General features: G+C 37.1%; 14 protein-coding genes. 3 read left to right on the top strand and 11 right to left on the bottom strand.

From position 1 onward, the window contains the following. Window positions 1-23: 23 nt before the first annotated feature. From rsmG to helD, 7 genes are all read right to left on the bottom strand, one after another. Window positions 24-749 (bottom strand): 16S rRNA (guanine(527)-N(7))-methyltransferase RsmG, encoded by a 726-nt coding sequence (gene rsmG, locus JOC59_RS03180; RefSeq protein ID WP_205143357.1) that lies wholly within the window; start codon window positions 747-749, stop codon window positions 24-26. 303 nt (window positions 750-1,052) lie between these two features. After that, window positions 1,053-1,253, bottom strand: coding sequence for a cold-shock protein (locus JOC59_RS03175; protein ID WP_168721656.1), 201 nt, complete (start codon window positions 1,251-1,253; stop codon window positions 1,053-1,055). Between the two features lie 189 nt (window positions 1,254-1,442). After that, complete coding sequence (locus JOC59_RS03170) at window positions 1,443-2,183, bottom strand: DUF4811 domain-containing protein (RefSeq protein WP_205143356.1); 741 nt, start codon at window positions 2,181-2,183, stop codon at window positions 1,443-1,445. Next, on the bottom strand, window positions 2,183-3,649 hold the full coding sequence (locus JOC59_RS03165; RefSeq protein ID WP_205143355.1) for a DHA2 family efflux MFS transporter permease subunit: 1,467 nt from the start codon (window positions 3,647-3,649) through the stop codon (window positions 2,183-2,185). The genes JOC59_RS03170 and JOC59_RS03165 overlap by 1 nt, the downstream gene beginning before the upstream one ends. A gap of 214 nt (window positions 3,650-3,863) precedes the next feature. Next, window positions 3,864-4,547, bottom strand: coding sequence for an aggregation-promoting factor (gene apf / locus JOC59_RS03160; protein WP_205143354.1), 684 nt, complete (start codon window positions 4,545-4,547; stop codon window positions 3,864-3,866). 406 nt (window positions 4,548-4,953) lie between these two features. Beyond that, window positions 4,954-5,856: a type I pantothenate kinase gene (coaA, locus tag JOC59_RS03155; RefSeq protein ID WP_205143353.1), complete on the bottom strand. Its 903-nt coding sequence runs from the start codon at window positions 5,854-5,856 to the stop codon at window positions 4,954-4,956. After that, window positions 5,849-8,143, bottom strand: coding sequence for an RNA polymerase recycling motor HelD (gene helD / locus JOC59_RS03150; protein ID WP_205143352.1), 2,295 nt, complete (start codon window positions 8,141-8,143; stop codon window positions 5,849-5,851). The genes coaA and helD overlap by 8 nt, the downstream gene beginning before the upstream one ends. Before the next feature lie 203 nt (window positions 8,144-8,346). On the opposite strand from helD, the gene JOC59_RS03145 reads away from it, so the two are divergent. Both JOC59_RS03145 and hflX read left to right on the top strand, forming a co-directional pair. After that, a complete protein-coding gene (locus JOC59_RS03145; RefSeq protein WP_205143351.1) occupies window positions 8,347-9,024 on the top strand; it encodes a histidine phosphatase family protein in 678 nt (225 codons plus the stop codon). 23 nt (window positions 9,025-9,047) lie between these two features. Further along, on the top strand, window positions 9,048-10,337 hold the full coding sequence (gene hflX / locus JOC59_RS03140) for a GTPase HflX (RefSeq protein ID WP_205143350.1): 1,290 nt from the start codon (window positions 9,048-9,050) through the stop codon (window positions 10,335-10,337). 195 nt (window positions 10,338-10,532) lie between these two features. Here the strand turns inward: hflX and JOC59_RS03135 are convergent, their stop codons facing one another. The 4 genes from JOC59_RS03135 to JOC59_RS03120 all read right to left on the bottom strand — a co-directional run bounded on the left by JOC59_RS03135 (window position 10,533) and on the right by JOC59_RS03120 (window position 15,256). Further along, window positions 10,533-12,971 (bottom strand): phosphoketolase family protein, encoded by a 2,439-nt coding sequence (locus JOC59_RS03135; protein ID WP_205143349.1) that lies wholly within the window; start codon window positions 12,969-12,971, stop codon window positions 10,533-10,535. 267 nt (window positions 12,972-13,238) lie between these two features. Beyond that, on the bottom strand, window positions 13,239-13,967 hold the full coding sequence (locus JOC59_RS03130) for a GntR family transcriptional regulator (RefSeq protein ID WP_205143348.1): 729 nt from the start codon (window positions 13,965-13,967) through the stop codon (window positions 13,239-13,241). Between the two features lie 121 nt (window positions 13,968-14,088). Beyond that, entirely contained in the window at window positions 14,089-14,751 is a 663-nt protein-coding gene (locus JOC59_RS03125; RefSeq protein WP_338090188.1) for an HD domain-containing protein, read from the bottom strand. A 16-nt stretch (window positions 14,752-14,767) separates the two neighbouring features. Further along, window positions 14,768-15,256, bottom strand: coding sequence for an aminoacyl-tRNA deacylase (locus tag JOC59_RS03120; RefSeq protein ID WP_205143347.1), 489 nt, complete (start codon window positions 15,254-15,256; stop codon window positions 14,768-14,770). Window positions 15,257-15,457: 201 nt separating this feature from the next. Between JOC59_RS03120 and brnQ the strand changes: the two genes are divergently transcribed. Continuing rightward, window positions 15,458-16,837, top strand: coding sequence for a branched-chain amino acid transport system II carrier protein (gene brnQ, locus JOC59_RS03115; protein WP_205143346.1), 1,380 nt, complete (start codon window positions 15,458-15,460; stop codon window positions 16,835-16,837). Window positions 16,838-16,928: the final 91 nt, after the last annotated feature.

Genomic DNA, 16,928 nt, shown 5'->3' with positions numbered 1-16,928 from the left:
AACCCCCTTTAGCATCATCTTAACTATTCTCCTAATGGTTCTTTATTAGGTGTCCCTGGTTTACGGGGATACTTAGCAGGCGTTACCTTAATCTTTTCCACAATATCAATTTCACGTGGATCACCATTTGGCAACTTAAACGCGTGGGTGGCAATCACTTGTCCGCCTAAAATTTTCAATGCCGTTTGGGCATTTGCTAGCTCAACTTGAGCACTAGAACCTTTCATTGCCACTAACTTACCATTTAGTTTCAATAACGGTAATGTCAATTCACTCAAAATAGTCATTCTAGCGACCGCACGTGCCAAGACAACATCATAACTTGCCCGGTGGGGGGCTTTTTTAGCCCCATATGATTCCGCGCGATCATGAACAAACGCGACATTCGTTAGTCCTAATTTGTTAGCTAACGCTCCTAGAAAATTAATTCTTTTTTGCAAGGAGTCAACGATGGTCACTTGTAACTGCGGAAACACGATTTTTAATGGAATTGATGGAAAGCCGGCACCAGCACCGACATCTAAAATTTGTAATTCCTTTGTTTTAAAATCTTCAAAATAAAAAGCGGCACTAATTGAATCATAAAAGTGCTTTAAATATACATCTGATTTTTCAGTAATTGCTGTTAAATTGAATTTTTCATTAGTTTCAATTAACAAATCATAATAATCAGCAAATTGCTGTAATTGCTTTGTTGACAACGTAATGTCTTGTGCTGCTAATGCTGCCACAAATTGTTCTTCGTTCATCAGATCCCTCCAAATTGTGAATATCTTGGTAACTTCACATAAATTAATAATACCTTAAAAACGTTGTTTGCTCAAACATTTGTTCAAGAATATTGGGAAATATTTTATCATTTTCTAAACTAAAATCAGACCATCTTACTTTTAGTTTTAAACTTATTTTGGAACAGATTTCAGTTCAACTGGTCACACATAATTACCACCTTTGGTCATTACAATAGCGCACCACAAAAGTTTTGACCGCACAAAAAAGACCAGGATCTATGATCCTAGTCTTTTTCCAAATTTTAAATAAGTAATTTAAAATTAAGCTTTGTTAACGTTAGCAGCTTGTGGGCCACGATCTGAACTTTCAACGTCGAAAGTTACGGCTTGACCTTCTTCAAGAGTCTTGAAACCGTCACCTTGGATAGCTGAGAAGTGTACGAATACATCGTCACCATTTTCGCGAGTGATGAAGCCAAAACCTTTGTCTGCGTTAAACCATTTAACTGTACCTTGTTCCATTAGATGAATCTCCTTATTATTGACTACTAATAAAGTAGCATATTGTTTATGTAACTGATTGGTGCAACTGGAGATATTTCTCAAAACTGATGAAACAAGACCTAATTTTTACCGAACCAAACTACACGAGTAATTATAACATGATTAATTTGTAATTAAAAGTTTTCTTTACTAGATATTTTTTTTACGCTATTTTTTAATCTTTTCAATTAATTGTCGCGCCACCATCATTTTATATTCAGCTAAATATTTTTGCGTTAATGCCTGTTGGGCTTGCTTATCAGTCATTAACGCTGGTTTTTTCGTCATTGCACCTTTTAGTTTTTGACTTACAAAAGCCATTGCGGCTTGTTTTTGGCGCGCTTGTGCTGTTTTAGTTTGTGCTTTAGTAGCTGCCACTTGTAATTTCTTTGCTTGGGCAACACTTAATTGCACCCAATTAGTTTTTGGTAAGATAAATTTATTCTCACGGCGCACAATTTGTTGCTTCTTATCTAATTTAAATAACCATTTAGTTAAATTATTTTTATAGACATATTTAGTTGTCTTTACCGTCAATCTCGCTTCTTTAGTGGTAGTCAACAAAACCTTGTTGCTAGTTTTACCATCAGTTTGCGTATTAGTTTTCTTATTATTAGTAGTTTTGTATAGGTAAACATTATCTTTACCAGACGTGCCAACTGGCTGATAAAGGACAATTTTCAATGGCATTTGGCTATTAGCAACCATCGGTTTAATGCTAATTGTTTTACTAGTTGTCTTTTGTTCCATACCAAAATGATTTTTGTCATTAGCAACCAACGCAGCAACGCTTACCATTAAAATGATTAAAAACAGACCAGCCGTTATAAAACGATAGCTATTTTTTTTAATCAAAACAAAGCTCATGAAAAATAAGATGGTACTAATTGCAATTATTACTAATATCATTATTTAGCACCTCCACTTTGCAATGTCTGACTTTTATTACGTTTCGCCTTTAAAAAGAACGATACCCCTAAACCAATAATGGCAAAACCAATGGCGACCCAAAAAGCGGCGTGATAACCATCAATTGCAGCATTAAGGGCTTGGTTTTTATATTCTAACGGTGTTGTCGTTAATAAATGTTTACTTGGCATATTATTATTGATGACATTTGATAAAACTGAAATCATAATGGCCGTTCCCATTGAAGCAGCTACTTGCCGGGTGGTGTTATTAACTGCGGTTCCATGAGCCACCATCTCCCCAGTCAACGCTGACATACCAGCCGTTGTTACCGGCATCATGACCATCGAGATACCAAACATCCGAATAGCATATAAAACCGTCACAGTTACAATTGGGGTTGTTTCAGTTAACGCCGTGAATGGCAGTGATCCGGCGGTTAAGATTACGAGCCCAGCAATTACTAAGCGCTTGGCTCCCATTTGGTCATAAATGCGACCAGTAATGGGCGACATAATTCCCATCATAAAGGCCCCTGCTAGTAATGTTAATCCCGCATGAAATGGTGTCATCCCGCGCACCGTTTGTAAGTATTGTGGAATAACCATTTCTGCACCAATCATGGTCATCATGACCAATGCTCCCAAAATAGTTGCAACTGTAAATTGCACATTTTTAAACACTTTGACTTGTAGTAAAGGTTTTTCGATTTTAGTTTGCCGATAAACGAACAACACAATAAAAATCAAACCAATAATTAACGGTACAATAACATAATTAATATCGCCCCATCCCTTAGAACTAACTTCTGAGAAGCCATACAATAGGCTCCCAAAACCAATCGTTGATAAAATTACTGAGAAATAATCAAGCTTTTCCTTTTTGGTTGCAATAACCGGCCGCATAAAGAAAAAACCAGCAACTAGAACGATTAAAATAATTGGAATCATAATCCCAAATAGCATTTGCCACTTGTAGTTGTCCAAAATCCAACCAGATAAAGTGGGCCCCAAGGCTGGTGCTAAACCAATGACCAATCCTGCCATTCCCATGGCTGCCCCACGGTTATTAGCGGGAAATATCGATAACATAATAACTTGTAATAATGGCATCGTTACTCCAACAGCGACCGCTTGAGTTAACCGTCCAATTAGTAATTGGCTAAAACTATCGGCTGTGAATGCAATCACCGTCCCTATTAAAAAAATAAGCATTGAACCTAAATATAACCACTTAGTATTAAACCGGTGACTTAACCATGCCGATATGGGAATTAAAATCCCATTAACTAACATAAATCCAGTTGTCAACCATTGCACCGTTCCCAATGATTCGTGCAATGACTTCATTAATGTCGGTAAGGCTGTTGCTAAAACGGTTTGATTCAAAACTGTTACAAATGTCCCCGTTAATAACACAGCAATCAACAAACCTCGATTAAAAGGTTTCCCTTGTGTATCAATCATACATTTCTCCTCTTCTTTTATGCGTGCTTTTAAACATTTTTTTGTTTTTCGTACAATAGTATAGTCTACTTACTTTATAATTTTTTGTCAATTTATTTGACAAAAAATTAAAACTTAGCTTATCACGTGTTTGCCTCAATTAGCCGTAATTACTAATTAACACAAAAAAGGTTAGGAATTTAATCCTAACCTGATTTAATGCTTAAACCTTATTTTAGTACCAACCATTTGCTAACCAGTGTTGCTTAGCATTTTCCCATGAACCGTAACGACTTGAAACGTAATTATCAGCTACCTTTTCTTGGTTAGCAGCTGAGTAATCACCATTTAAGTATGATGAACTCAATTGGTATTTACCAATGTATTGCCCATTCCGTGCTGAATAGCTGTTACCTGATTCGTGTTGTGCAATCCAAGTTTTAGCAGAGTTACTTGACGTTGAAGTTGACGTCCTTGTTGAAACATTAGTTGTCTTAGCAGTAGTACTTGCAGTTTGAGTTGTCGTAGTAGCCTTGGCAGTTGTATTAGTTGAGCTATAGCTCTTAGTTGTTGCTGCTTTAGCTACATTATTTGTTGACCCATAGTTTTTAGTTGTACTTGTTTTATAAACTGGCGCTTGGGTCGTAGTTGTTTTAGGAGTTTGGTTAACTGAAGCTGTGCTACTTGTTGGAATCGTCAACTTTTCGTTAACAAAAATCAAGTTAACGTTACTTAATTTGTTAGCATTAGCAATTGCTGAAATAGTTGTATTATGCGCATTGGCAATTTTTGAAATAGTATCACCACTTTTTACAGTAACAGTTGTATCGGCGTGAGCCACAACACCAGTTGATACTAAAGCAGCCACAACACCGGCACCCGTTAAAACAATTTTCTTAGCATTTTTTAAACTATACATATTTTATTAATTCTCCTTCATGATTGAAATGTTTTTGAATTTTATACTTTATATTACTTCTCGTTTTATATAACTGATCTTTGCAGTTATTTTTCTTTTAAGTTGATTCGTTCGTATCAATCAACATGCTATATACTACTGGCTTTATATGACAGTGACTTCGCGATTTGATTGCAAGATACCTGGTTTAATGTAATATAAGTAGTTTTTTTCGTAATATTTGCTTTAATTTAAATTAATCTCGTGGTTTCAAACCTATCATACAAGCGTTTATGCAAAATAGTTAACCCCCTTAATTATTACAAAATAAATCCCTTTTTTAGCCAAAAAAAATTAAAAAAATACATAAAAAAGTTTTTTTCATCAAAAAAAGCTGTAAAATCAAGTAAATTTTACAGCTTTATTACTAATATTTCTTAAAAGCAACAGCTTCTAAATGATGATTAGGTCCTTTTATTAAAATTAAGTTGGCATTGATTTTTGATGGACCAATATAGCGATGCAAATTCACCCCATTGATACTATGCCAAGTGTTCTTTGCTAATGAACGCCCGACATTTAAGTCTGCTTGAAACTGGTAGTAATACGTATTTGGCGTTGCCTCTTTTACTAACCGTTCAAAACGCTCTAAAAACCATTTTTCAATTATTTTTTCATCAGCATCAATATAAATTTTGTAATCCATCAAATCAACTGGCATTTCGTCTTTTGATACTCGTTGCAAAGCATTAATCCCCTCAACGATTAAAATATCGGCATTATTAACAAGTTGCTGTTGGTTGGTTAAGATATCATACTTTTGATGTGAATAAATTGGAATTTTCAAATTAGTTTGGCGTTGTTTAAAGGCTTTTAAAAACGCAATAAAACTTGCCGTATCATATGAAATTGGAAATCCTTTCGCTTGCATTAAGTCATTTTGATCTAAATAAGCATTATTATATAAAAAGCTATCGGTCGAAACTAATTCCGTCTGCAAATTAGGAAAAATAATTTTTAGCGCAGCGGCTAGTAAAGCGGCCATTGTTGATTTACCAACCGCAACACTCCCAGCAATTCCAATCACAAATGGTTGCGCATTAATTTTAGGATACCATGTACTAAATTGTTGCATTTGCTTGCTTTGAATCGCCAATTTCAACTCTAATAATGCCATTAGTGGCTGATAAATAACCTTAATTTCCGTTGGATCAAACATTGGAAAAGTCTGCGCTAATTTTTCAAGTTGCTGTTTGGTAAAAATCGTATGTGGTTCAATGGCTTGCCATGTTGTACGGTCAACCACTTGAAAATCATCTAGTTTATTCATTAATTACCTCATATAAAGTCGGACTTACCCGTGCTAATAATGGCGTTAGTTCTTGATAAGCCAGTACACTTAATTGATGCATTGCCCGTGAAGCAATCGTATACAGTAATTGACGATCGCCTTCACTTGGATAATTCTTTTTTGATGCATCCCAAATAATAACAGCATCAAATTCTAACCCTTTAGCTAAGTACGACGGTACGATTAAAACCCCACTAGCTAACCTTTGATTTTCCGATTTAATTAACGTTGCCGTAACCTGCTTGGCTGCTAGCATGTCGGCGACCGCTTGGCCATCAGCTAAGTTTTTAGTAATGATGGCCGTTGTATCTTCGTGGGCATTATGCACCGCTAGTTGATTTAATAGCGCAGTGGCTAAAGTGGCTTGGTTCGCACTAACTAAGACCGTTGGCAACGCACCATGCCGATTAAAGGCCGTAATTTTTTCCCCATTGACTAAAATAGCCTTTGAAAAATCAGTAATTTGTTGCGTTGAGCGATAAGTCTGGGTTAATTGGACAACCTCAGTTTTAGCACTGACAAACAGTTTATTTAACTCATGTAAGAGTGTTCGCGCATTTTCTTTGGTAAAGATAGCCTGATTAAGATCCCCTAACATGGTAAATTTCGCTTTTGGAAAACTAAACTTCAAAAATGCTAATTGAAACGCAGAATAATCTTGAATTTCATCAATAAATACAAAGCGGATATCCCGTTCACCGTGCGCACCAGTAATTAAATCATATAGATATAAATAAATTGAAACATCAGCAATCGTAATCCGATGTTGTTTAAAGTCACGCACAACTTCATTTACATGACTTTGCCATTCTTCTTCACTAATATCCCAGTTTGCTAAATTAATATAAGTTGGCACACTCTTTAAGAGTTGTACAAACTGCGCATTAAAGTTAATAAATCGATTACGCCGAATTGCCTTAGCTATCGGTTTAAAGGCATTCATAACGATTTTTCTAGCAATAAAATTATATTCTTTTGCTTCTGAAGCAAATTCACGTGGTTGGTCTCCAAAGAGTGAGTCAATTTCCGTTTTGGTCAAATTCTGAATTGCTTCTTCAACCCATTTTTCTTTTAATGTATTCCCAACGCGCCCATTTAATGAAGTAATCAATGTGTCTTTAACTGCATTAATCCGTTGACCCAATTTATAATTTTCATTATAACCATAATATAACTTTGCGATTTTTTGCTGATCAAAAAATGGTGCGCCTTGGAATTTAATGTCTTTAAAATGAACACCCTTCTTATTCAAAGTCTGCGCATATTGTGTCACAATATCAAAAAACTTAGCACTCCCTTTCAAGCCGTTAATTTTCCGTAAAGTGGGATTTTCTTTTTCAAAGCGTTCTTGCAAAGTTTCAACCTGCATCTTAGGTAGGCGCCGATTAGCATATTGGAAATAGGTTAACTGCACCATATTTTGCTCACCAAGTTCAGGCAGGACTTGATCAATGTAATCGTTAAAAAGTTGATTAGGACTAAATAAAATTACTTGCCCGCTATTTAAATTTCCACGATAACGGTATAACAAGTATGCTACCCGTTGTAACACCGCAGCTGTTTTCCCTGAACCTGCAGCCCCTTGCACAAATAATAGATCCGCATCAGTATTTCGAATAATTTTATTTTGTTCCTTTTGAATCGTCGTTACGATACTTTTCATTTTAGTATCTGACTCGCCGCTTAAAGCATCAAGCAACATTTGGTCGCCAACCGCTTCATCAGTATCAAAAATTGTTACAATAACACCATCTTCTATTTGAAACTGGCGTTTGAGCTTAACATCTGCGGTTTGTAGTCCATCTGGCGTGTTATATTCTACCTTGCCTAGCCCACCATCATAATAGATTGATGAAATGGGAGCTCGCCAATCATAAATCAAAAAGTTATCAGGCGTATCTGAAAATGAGCCTAACCCAATATAAATTGTTTCCGCATTTTGCTCACCGTTTTCTTGAAAATCAATCCGCGCAAAATAAGGATTAGCTCGTAATTTATCTAACGTTGCTAGGCGTCCCGTAGCATGCTGTAAATTATTTTCTCGTTCCATTAATAATTGCTGTTGTTGCCGGACTGATAAAGCAGTATCTAACATATTTTCGTAGGTACTAGTTTTAATCCGGACATCATTCCAACCAGATTCAATATCTGTTCGGTCCTTTTTTACGGTTGTAATTTCTTGTTGTGTTTTTACTTGAGCAGTTTTAATTTTTTCAATTACTTCATTCAAGTGTTGTTGTTCGAATGTGTAGTTTGAATTTGACATTATCTATCTCACTTTATTTCTATTTTTTATTTTAGATAAATCATACCTAAATTAATTAAGTCATGGAAGCTAACAATTTTGCTATGCTAACCACATTGTTATCCCATTGGCATACAATTATACGCTAGCCAACGTTTTATTGCCATCTTATGTTACTATATAAGTTAAGAAACTATTGAATTAGCAGATTAAAGGAGTAAATTATGAATAACATAAACATCTATCTTGTCCGTCATGGTCAAACCTATTTTAACCTTTACGGACGTTTTCAAGGTTGGTCAGATATTGAATTAACCAAAAAAGGTGTGGCCGATGGACATCGTAGTGGTCATTTGCTTGCAAATATTAAATTTGATGCTGCTTATTCTAGTGATTTATCACGAGCCGTTAAAACAGCTGAATATATTTTAAGCGAAAACCCACATACCACTATCAAAACTCCAACTACCCTTCCTGAATTTCGTGAGCAATTCTTTGGTTCATTTGAGGGAACTGATACCGTTGCAGCAATTAAAAAAATTACGCAAGCTAATCATCTAACTGACATTGAAAGTTTTAGTGAACTCCTAACTAAACAAGGTGTTGATAACGCCCTTAACGCGCTAAAAGCGGCTGATCCATATCATGATGCCGAAAATGCCGCGCAATTCTGGACACGTATTGATGCTGGTTTTGATTTCTTACGCCAAGCCCATCCGAATGGCGCAACCATTCTGCTTGTATCGCATGGCTCAACTATCCGTAGTATTGCTGGTCATTTCGGTAAAAAAGAATATGAAGGCATTGCCCCTGAAAATGGTAGCATTACTAAGCTCACGTTAACCCCAGATGATGTAAAAGTCATTTTCTATAGTCAAACAGAACAGCTCCCTGAAGCTTAATTTAAAAATTAGAAGGATACTTAATGGAAACAAATATACAAAATGTAATTCTGGCCGGTTTAGATGATGGTGCAAAACGCTTTGCTTACTCAATGGAAGAGCTTGCCAACTTAGTAGCTGCTAATAACATGACAGTCAGTGCCCAAATGACCCAGAAATTGGACCATCCCAATCCAGCAACTTACTTTGGTAAAGGTAAAATCGCCGAGCTAAAGGAGTTAGTGACCATTCACGATAGTCATATGATTGTCACCAATGATGAATTATCGCCTTCCCAAATTCGGAATATCGAAGCCGAGACTGAAGTTAAAGTGCTTGATCGTACCGGTTTAATTCTCGATATTTTTGCGAGTCGTGCCCAAAGTCGGGCTGCTAAACTACAAGTTGAAATTGCCCGGTTACAGTATCAACTACCTCGCCTAAGAACTAGTATGAATATCCGGCTTGATCAACAAACTGGTGCGGGTGGCGGTAGTTTCACTAACCGTGGTGCCGGTGAAACTAAACTCGAATTAGATCGGCGTACGATTGAAAAACAAATTGCGCATCTTAAAGAGGAACTCGCAACGATTGAAAAAGCTGATACTACCCGCCGTAATCAACGAGTCAAAGCTGGTTTACCCACGGTTGCCCTAGTCGGCTATACTAACTCGGGTAAATCAACCACGATGAATGGTTTAGTTCGCTTATTTGGTCAACATTTAGACAAACAAGTCTTTGAAAAAGATATGCTCTTTGCAACGCTTGATACCTCAGTTCGAGTGTTAACCTTACCTGATCAAAAGCAATTTTTACTCAGTGATACGGTTGGTTTTGTTTCGAAATTACCACATAACTTAATTAGTGCTTTTCGTCAAACATTAGCCGAAGCTGCCCAAGCTGATTTATTAATTCAAGTTGTTGATTATGCTGATCCTAATTATCAGGATATGATGCAAACGACTGAGCAAACCCTCAAAGCCATCGGTGTTACTAATATCCCTATGATTGTTGGCTATAACAAAGCTGATAAATTACTTGATCCAATTGCCTATCCTACGCGTGAAGGTGATACCTTAGTGTATTCAGCGCGAGACGAAGCTTCGCTCATGGCTTTATTAGCAATCATCAAAGAACATATTTTTAATGATTACACAACTGTTGATCTCCTAATTCCATTTAGCGATGGTCAGATCATCACCTATTTAAATGATAATGCCCACGTGATTGAAACCAATTATGTCGCTGAAGGTACGCAAGTCAAGGTCGAATTAACCTTAGCTGATGCTAGTAAATACGCAAAGTATCAGCTTTCATCAACCGATAAAAGTTAAAATAGCCTAAAAAAAGCTGAATTTATGCAAATTCAGCTTTTTTAGGCTATTTTATCCTGCGAGTTACCTTTATAGTGCAAATAACTATACACAACTAGCTATTCCAACGCGTTTTTACGATATTTGCATAATAAAAAGGTCGTTGCCTAGGCAACGACCTTTCTTTGGTAACCATTCAAAATAATCGGCAGTAGATTACTTTTTAAGTGGTGACCAGTTCCATTCAGTAAATTCAGGAATATCAATACCTTCATTACGAGTAACTTCAAAGTGTTTAGCCAAAATTGCGTCCATCTTAGCAGAAACTTCGGCAGACTTAGCGGCATCAATAACACCATCAAGCATCTTAAGCGCATCCTTAACTTGGTTGAAACGATCAAGTTGTGAGTATACACGCATATCAAATGTAGTTGTGATATCACCTTCTTCACGGTAACCGTGAACATCCAAGTTATGGTTGTGACGATCAAAGAAGATATCTTTAACAAGATCTTCGTAACCGTGGAAACCAAAGACAACTGGCTTATCAGTTGTGAAGATCGCATCAAATTCATCATCTGATAATGAACGTGGGTCTTGCTTCTTCAAGCGAAGAAGGTCAACAACGTTCACGTAACGAATCTTCAATTCTGGGAAGTTTTGGTTAAGTAACCAAACAGCAGCCAATGATTCAATAGTTGGTTCAGTACCAGCTGAAGCAAAGACAATATCTGGTGTTTCATTGTCAGCAACAGTTGATGCCCAATCAACGATCTTAAGACCCTTTTCAACTAATTCAGTAGCTTCATCAATAGTAAACCATTGTTGACGTGGTTGTTTAGAAGCAACAATCAAGTTGATAGTTTGGTTCAAACGTAATGCCTTATCAGCAACAGCTAACAATGTGTTACCATCAGCTGGTAAGAATTCACGAATGTACTTAGTCTTCTTTTCAGCCAAGTGAGTCAATAGACCTGGATCTTGGTGAGTGTATCCATTGTGATCTTGTTGGAAGGCTGTTGAAGTAGCAATCAAGTTCAATGATGGGTACTTGTTACGCCACTTGATTTCATCAGCTTGACGGTACCACTTGAAGATTTGTGTAATCATTGAGTCAACAACACGCAAGAATGATTCGTATGAAGCAAAGAAACCACGACGACCAGTCAATGTGTAAGCTTCTAACCAACCTTCAGCTTGGTGTTCTGAAAGTTGTGAATCAATAATACGACCCTTAGCACCAACGAATTGGTCATTTGGTGTGCGTACTTCTTCCATCCATTGACGATCTGTTGTTTCAAACATATCCCAAAGACGGTTTGACATTGTTTCATCAGGACCAAAGAAACGGAAGTCCTTCATGTTACGATCAGTAACTTCACGTAGGTAAGTTGAAAGAACAAACATATCCATGTTACGGTTACCATCTGCTAATTCGTGACCACGGTTTTCAGCTGTCACATCGTTAGCAAAATCACGGTAGTCTGGTAAGTCTAATTGGTTAGGTTCTTCACCACGTGCAACACCACCGTTAGCAATTGGGTTCATTGACATCCGTTTGTCACCCTTAGGTGCAAGGTCAATAAGGAATTGCTTTGGTGTACCATCTTCGTTGAATAATTCAGTTGGACGGTATGAGTTCATCCATTCGTTGAAGGCATCGATGTCTTCGTCAAAGTGTTTTGAAGAGAACTTCAATGGCACTTGGTGTGAACGGAATGAATCTTCAACTGGCATGCCAGCTTCATCATGAGTAGGACCACCCCAACCCTTAGGAAGACGTGCAACGATTACTGGCCAAGCTGGAACTTCACCATCTTGGTAACGACCGTTTTCACGAGCATCCTTTTGGATTTGCTTAATATCTTCGATAGCTTCGTCGAATACCTTAGCAGCCAATTCGTGGTATGCCATGTAATCGTGAATGTCGTCGTTTTCAATGAAACGAGGTGACCAACCGAAACCTTCAAAGTATTTAACAAGTTGTTCGTCACTGTAACGTGAAAGGATTGTTGGGTTAGAAATCTTAAAGCCGTTAAGGTCTAAGATAGGTAACACAGCACCATCAGTTGCAGGGTTAATAAACTTGTTTGATTGCCATGCAGTTGTAAGTGGACCAGTTTCTGATTCACCATCACCAACCACAACGAAACCAATTTGATCTGGGTTATCTAAGATAGCACCCACACCGTGTGAAAGTGAGTAACCAAGTTCGCCACCTTCGTGAAGTGAACCTGGTGTTTGAGCAGTTGCGTGAGAACCAACACCACCTGGGAATGAGAAACGCTTGAATAAGCGGTTCAAACCTTCAAGGTCACGTGTGATTTCTGGATAATCTTCAGTGTATGAACCGTCAATCCATGAGTTTGAGAACATAACTTGACCAGCATGTCCTGGACCTTCAACGTAAAACATGTTTAAGTCGTACTTGTTAATCAAACGTGATGCGTGTGCATACAAGAATGTTTGTCCTGAAACAGTACCCCAGTGTCCAATTGGTTTAGCCTTAACATCTTCGCGTGTAAGTGGAGTGTTAGTAACTGAGAACAATGCATTGTCCTTCAAGAAGATAACACCAGCTGAGATGTAAGTAGTTGCACGCCACCAGGCGTCAACGTTTTCCAAATATTCTTTTGAATCGTAATCTACTGCCATTTGGAATAGCTCTCCTTAATTAATTTGTTATAGTTTAGTTTAAAACATGACACAATTGTCAATGCTTACAATCTTATTGTAGCTTTTTTTGCGTAAAAGTCAATTAATTAATTAATTGGACCGCACCAATTTTTAATAAAAATTATCCCTCTACCAAACTACGCCATCATTTTACCTGTTTTATGAACTAAATTCCATCAATAAATCTAAGCTTGTGCCTTTTTTAACCGAATCTAATAATCCTTAAAACAATCTTACCGCAAAAATTTATTCTGAATCTAAACTGACAAAGGCATTATAGCGCATGTATTTGTAATTTAGCCGCATCGTCGATACCTCAAACGGTGTCCCATCATCTAGAAAGAAAATCCCTTCCATAATACCAACTGGTTCAGTGGGCTTTAAAGCTAATAATGCTTGATCATTGGCCGTTGATGGTGCTGCCATCACTGACATAAATGATTTGGTTACCGCATTTTTCTTTTTTTCTTCTACATAATTAAAGATAGAGCCTTCCACATCCCCCAGCGATAGTTCTGGAATAATCTTAATGGGAATAAAACCCGTTTCAATCATAAACGGAACATCTTCGAGAATCCGTAAACGTTCAATTTGATACACAAAATCACCCGGACTTAAAAATAATGCCTGTTGCAAGTCTTCATTAGCTGGCACCACTTGAAAATTAAGTAATTTAATCGATGGTGCTTGGCCATCAATTTGGTAACTATCGGTAACCCCTAAATTTGACCCTTCGTTATGAAATATTGGTTGATTTTTAAGGTATAACGGATTAACAAACGTCCCTGAGCCCCTTTTTTTAAAAATAATGCCCTGCGCTGCTAAGATATTTAACGCACGCTTAATCGATGAACGGCTAACCCCATAACTTTCTGATAATGAACGTTCATCTGGTAATTTTTTATCCGGAAATTCATTACTGTATATCCGATGTTTTAAATCTTGTAATACTTTCATATAAATGACATCAGCCATAATCAATCCTTTCACGATACAATTAATCGTTATTATCCAATGTCTATTATAATCAACTTCAATTGGTCTGACCACTTTTATTTTAAATTATAACCAATTATTTAAGTTTAAATACCAATTATTAAAGCTCAGCTAGTTGCCATTCCTGTTTAAAGGCTGCTAAATAAGTAAGCATGACTTGATGCCGATCCTGACCAACTTGTTGCGCATACTGGGTATTGAGGTGATCTTTTATTTTTAATAATTTTTCATCAAAGTGATTAATAATTGTCGTATTTGTGGTTTGCCGATACGTCTGCTTATCCATTTCCTGACGGGGCCTAATCGTTTGATCATATAGTGGTGTGTTGTGTTTGACCCCATACATAATGGTCCGAGCAATCCCAATCGCCCCGATTGCATCAAGGCGATCAGCATCTTGCACAATTTTACCATTAATATCAAGGCTCTTTGCTTGTTGCGTTAGCATTTTTGACCATGACATATTATCAATAATTGCAAAAATTACTTTTTGCTGCGCCAATGGAACTTTAATTGTAGTCAAAAAAGCCCCGACACGCTGTTTAGCAATAAGTTGATTGGCAACCAACTTATCATCATATGTATCGTGTAGCCAAGCACTTGCTTCAACAATAAATTGGTCAGCAGTTGGCTCAGTTAGCACTATTTTTTGCGCTAATAACACTACGCGTTGTAAATGTGGTAAATCATGACCTGTCTGCTCATGCTCAAACATGTGTGCCACAAAAGCTTTAATTGCTAATAATTGTTCAGCTTGTGTCAAATCGCTTCCCCCCAGTTTATCGCTGTAAATCCACAAATGGTGCCGCAACAAATGTGGCTAAATCACTAGCGGCAATCTTAATTGATCGCCCAACCTCACCACTTGAAACAATGATGGTTCCCTGTTTTTGGGCTTCTTGTTCAATAAAAATGGGAAAATGTTTGGTTTTATATATCCCGACTGGATTATTAGCACCATGAATATAGCCTGTTGTTTTAACTAAATCTTTTAATGGAATCATTTCTACTTTCTTATTACCAGAAACAGCGGCGAGTTTTTTTTCTGATAAATGCCAGTCAAGTGGTACCACTCCCACCACTGGCCCTGTTTTATTACCATTTAATGCTAACGTTTTATAAATCGTATGTTCGTCAATATCACCATGTTCAAACTGCACAACTCCATGCTCTTCATAGGTGGCAAAGGTTAATGGTTCATAAGCGATACTAGCTTTATCTAATATTTGTTCTACTAACGTTTTTTTGCTTTTATTTTTCTTAGCCATCGTTAACTCCTCGATATCATTATCTCTTAAATATTATCATAGACCTTCTGGAAATTGTAATTGTTGTATTTGCCTTAAAACAAATTAAGAATACGATTAAAACCAGCTTTACTTTTAATCATCTTTAATTTGTGGGTTTGCCGATATGCTATGATTGAGCTTTACAAACATGCTTATTCATAATTTATATTCGAGGTTTTTATGACAACAAATAATAAACTCTCCTTCAAGCAATTATTGCTAGTTGGATCAACCATTTTTGGCCTTTTTTTTGGGGCTGGTAATCTGATTTTCCCGGTTAGCTTAGGTCAACAAGCTACTCATCATTTTTGGGCTACTAGTATCGGTTTTTTATCATCAGCGATTCTGTTACCTTTATTAGGGATCATTGCCGTTGCTTTTACGCAAGCTAATGGGATCTATGATTTAGCGAAACCAGTCGGTCCACGTTTTGCTAAGTTCATGGTCATTGCCCTCTTCACTTTAATCGGTCCTTTATACGCGTTACCCCGGTTAGCAACCGTTCCATATTCAATGGCTATCCAACCCTATGTCAAAGCAAGTCATAATACGCTTTTCCTAGCTCTTTTTTCTGGCATTTTCTTTACCTTAACATTTTTATTTGCCCTTAATAGAAATAAGTTAATGGCTTACATCGGTAAATATTTGAATCCCATCTTTTTAGTTTTACTAATTGCCCTTCTGCTTTTTGTCTTCTTTCAACCTTTTGGAAACCTATCAACACATTGGCAACAATTACTAACTAAGCGTGCCTATACAGACGGTTTTTTAGTTGGCTATAACACGATGGATGCGCTTGGATCACTAGAATACGGCATCCTAGCGGTTTCAATTATTACTAGTTTTGGGATTACTGAGCCCCGTGCTAAAGCCATGGCCACCCTCAAAGGGGGCAGTGTTGGCATGCTCGGGATGGGTTTAATTTACCTGGGCCTCCTTTTTGCCGGTGCCACCTCAACCACAACATTCGGCCATAATGCTAATGGTGGCCTTATTCTCGCTAACATTGCGACCCATTACTTTGGTAGTGCTGGTAATATTTTATTTGCGGGTATTATCTACTTAGCCTGTATTACAACTGCAATTGGGGTAACATCTGCTTTTGCAACAACACTTCATGAAGCATCTCCAAAGGTGGGCTTCCAACGGTTCGCCTTAGTAGCTATCTTAATTAGTTTTATCGTTTCCAATGTGGGCTTAACTACGCTAATTAAAGTTTCTGTTCCACTCTTATACTTTATTTACCCGCTTGCCATTGTTTTAATTGTGCTGTCGTTAACCCGGCCGTTATTCTACGGTGCGAAACCCGTTTATCAATGGGCCATCTATCTAACTTTTTTGGCCTCATTTGTTGATACACTTGGTAGTTTAACCCAAATAATTAATGTGCCATGGCTTAATCATTTTGCTTCTTGGGCAAAAACGTATATTCCATTGTATAGTTATCAATTAGATTTCTTATTTCCAGCCGTGATTGGGGCCGGCATTGGTTTAAGCATTTATTATCGCCACCGTACCTTTTATCAAGCCAACTATGTTGTTGCTCTTGGGCAAAAATAGTTATCCTTCATAATTAAACATAGTAAAAAGGGTCGAATTTTAATAATTCGACCCTTTTTGTGTATTTGAAACTAGGTACGGTCCCTTTAAT

This window comes from Periweissella beninensis (assembly GCF_016908275.1).
Lineage (GTDB): Bacteria > Bacillota > Bacilli > Lactobacillales > Lactobacillaceae > Periweissella > Periweissella beninensis.
The sequence above is the reverse complement of the archived record's forward strand: the minus strand, read 5'-3'. Positions and strand labels throughout refer to the sequence as shown.

Coding starts and splice junctions, on each gene's coding strand:
- rsmG (WP_205143357.1), bottom strand. CDS start 749: ATGAACGAAGAACAATTTGTGGCAGCATTAGCAGCACAAGACATTACG.
- JOC59_RS03175 (WP_168721656.1), bottom strand. CDS start 1,253: ATGGAACAAGGTACAGTTAAATGGTTTAACGCAGACAAAGGTTTTGGC.
- JOC59_RS03170 (WP_205143356.1), bottom strand. CDS start 2,183: ATGATATTAGTAATAATTGCAATTAGTACCATCTTATTTTTCATGAGC.
- JOC59_RS03165 (WP_205143355.1), bottom strand. CDS start 3,649: ATGATTGATACACAAGGGAAACCTTTTAATCGAGGTTTGTTGATTGCT.
- apf (WP_205143354.1), bottom strand. CDS start 4,547: ATGTATAGTTTAAAAAATGCTAAGAAAATTGTTTTAACGGGTGCCGGT.
- coaA (WP_205143353.1), bottom strand. CDS start 5,856: ATGAATAAACTAGATGATTTTCAAGTGGTTGACCGTACAACATGGCAA.
- helD (WP_205143352.1), bottom strand. CDS start 8,143: ATGTCAAATTCAAACTACACATTCGAACAACAACACTTGAATGAAGTA.
- JOC59_RS03145 (WP_205143351.1), top strand. CDS start 8,347: ATGAATAACATAAACATCTATCTTGTCCGTCATGGTCAAACCTATTTT.
- hflX (WP_205143350.1), top strand. CDS start 9,048: ATGGAAACAAATATACAAAATGTAATTCTGGCCGGTTTAGATGATGGT.
- JOC59_RS03135 (WP_205143349.1), bottom strand. CDS start 12,971: ATGGCAGTAGATTACGATTCAAAAGAATATTTGGAAAACGTTGACGCC.
- JOC59_RS03130 (WP_205143348.1), bottom strand. CDS start 13,967: ATGGCTGATGTCATTTATATGAAAGTATTACAAGATTTAAAACATCGG.
- JOC59_RS03120 (WP_205143347.1), bottom strand. CDS start 15,256: ATGGCTAAGAAAAATAAAAGCAAAAAAACGTTAGTAGAACAAATATTA.
- brnQ (WP_205143346.1), top strand. CDS start 15,458: ATGACAACAAATAATAAACTCTCCTTCAAGCAATTATTGCTAGTTGGA.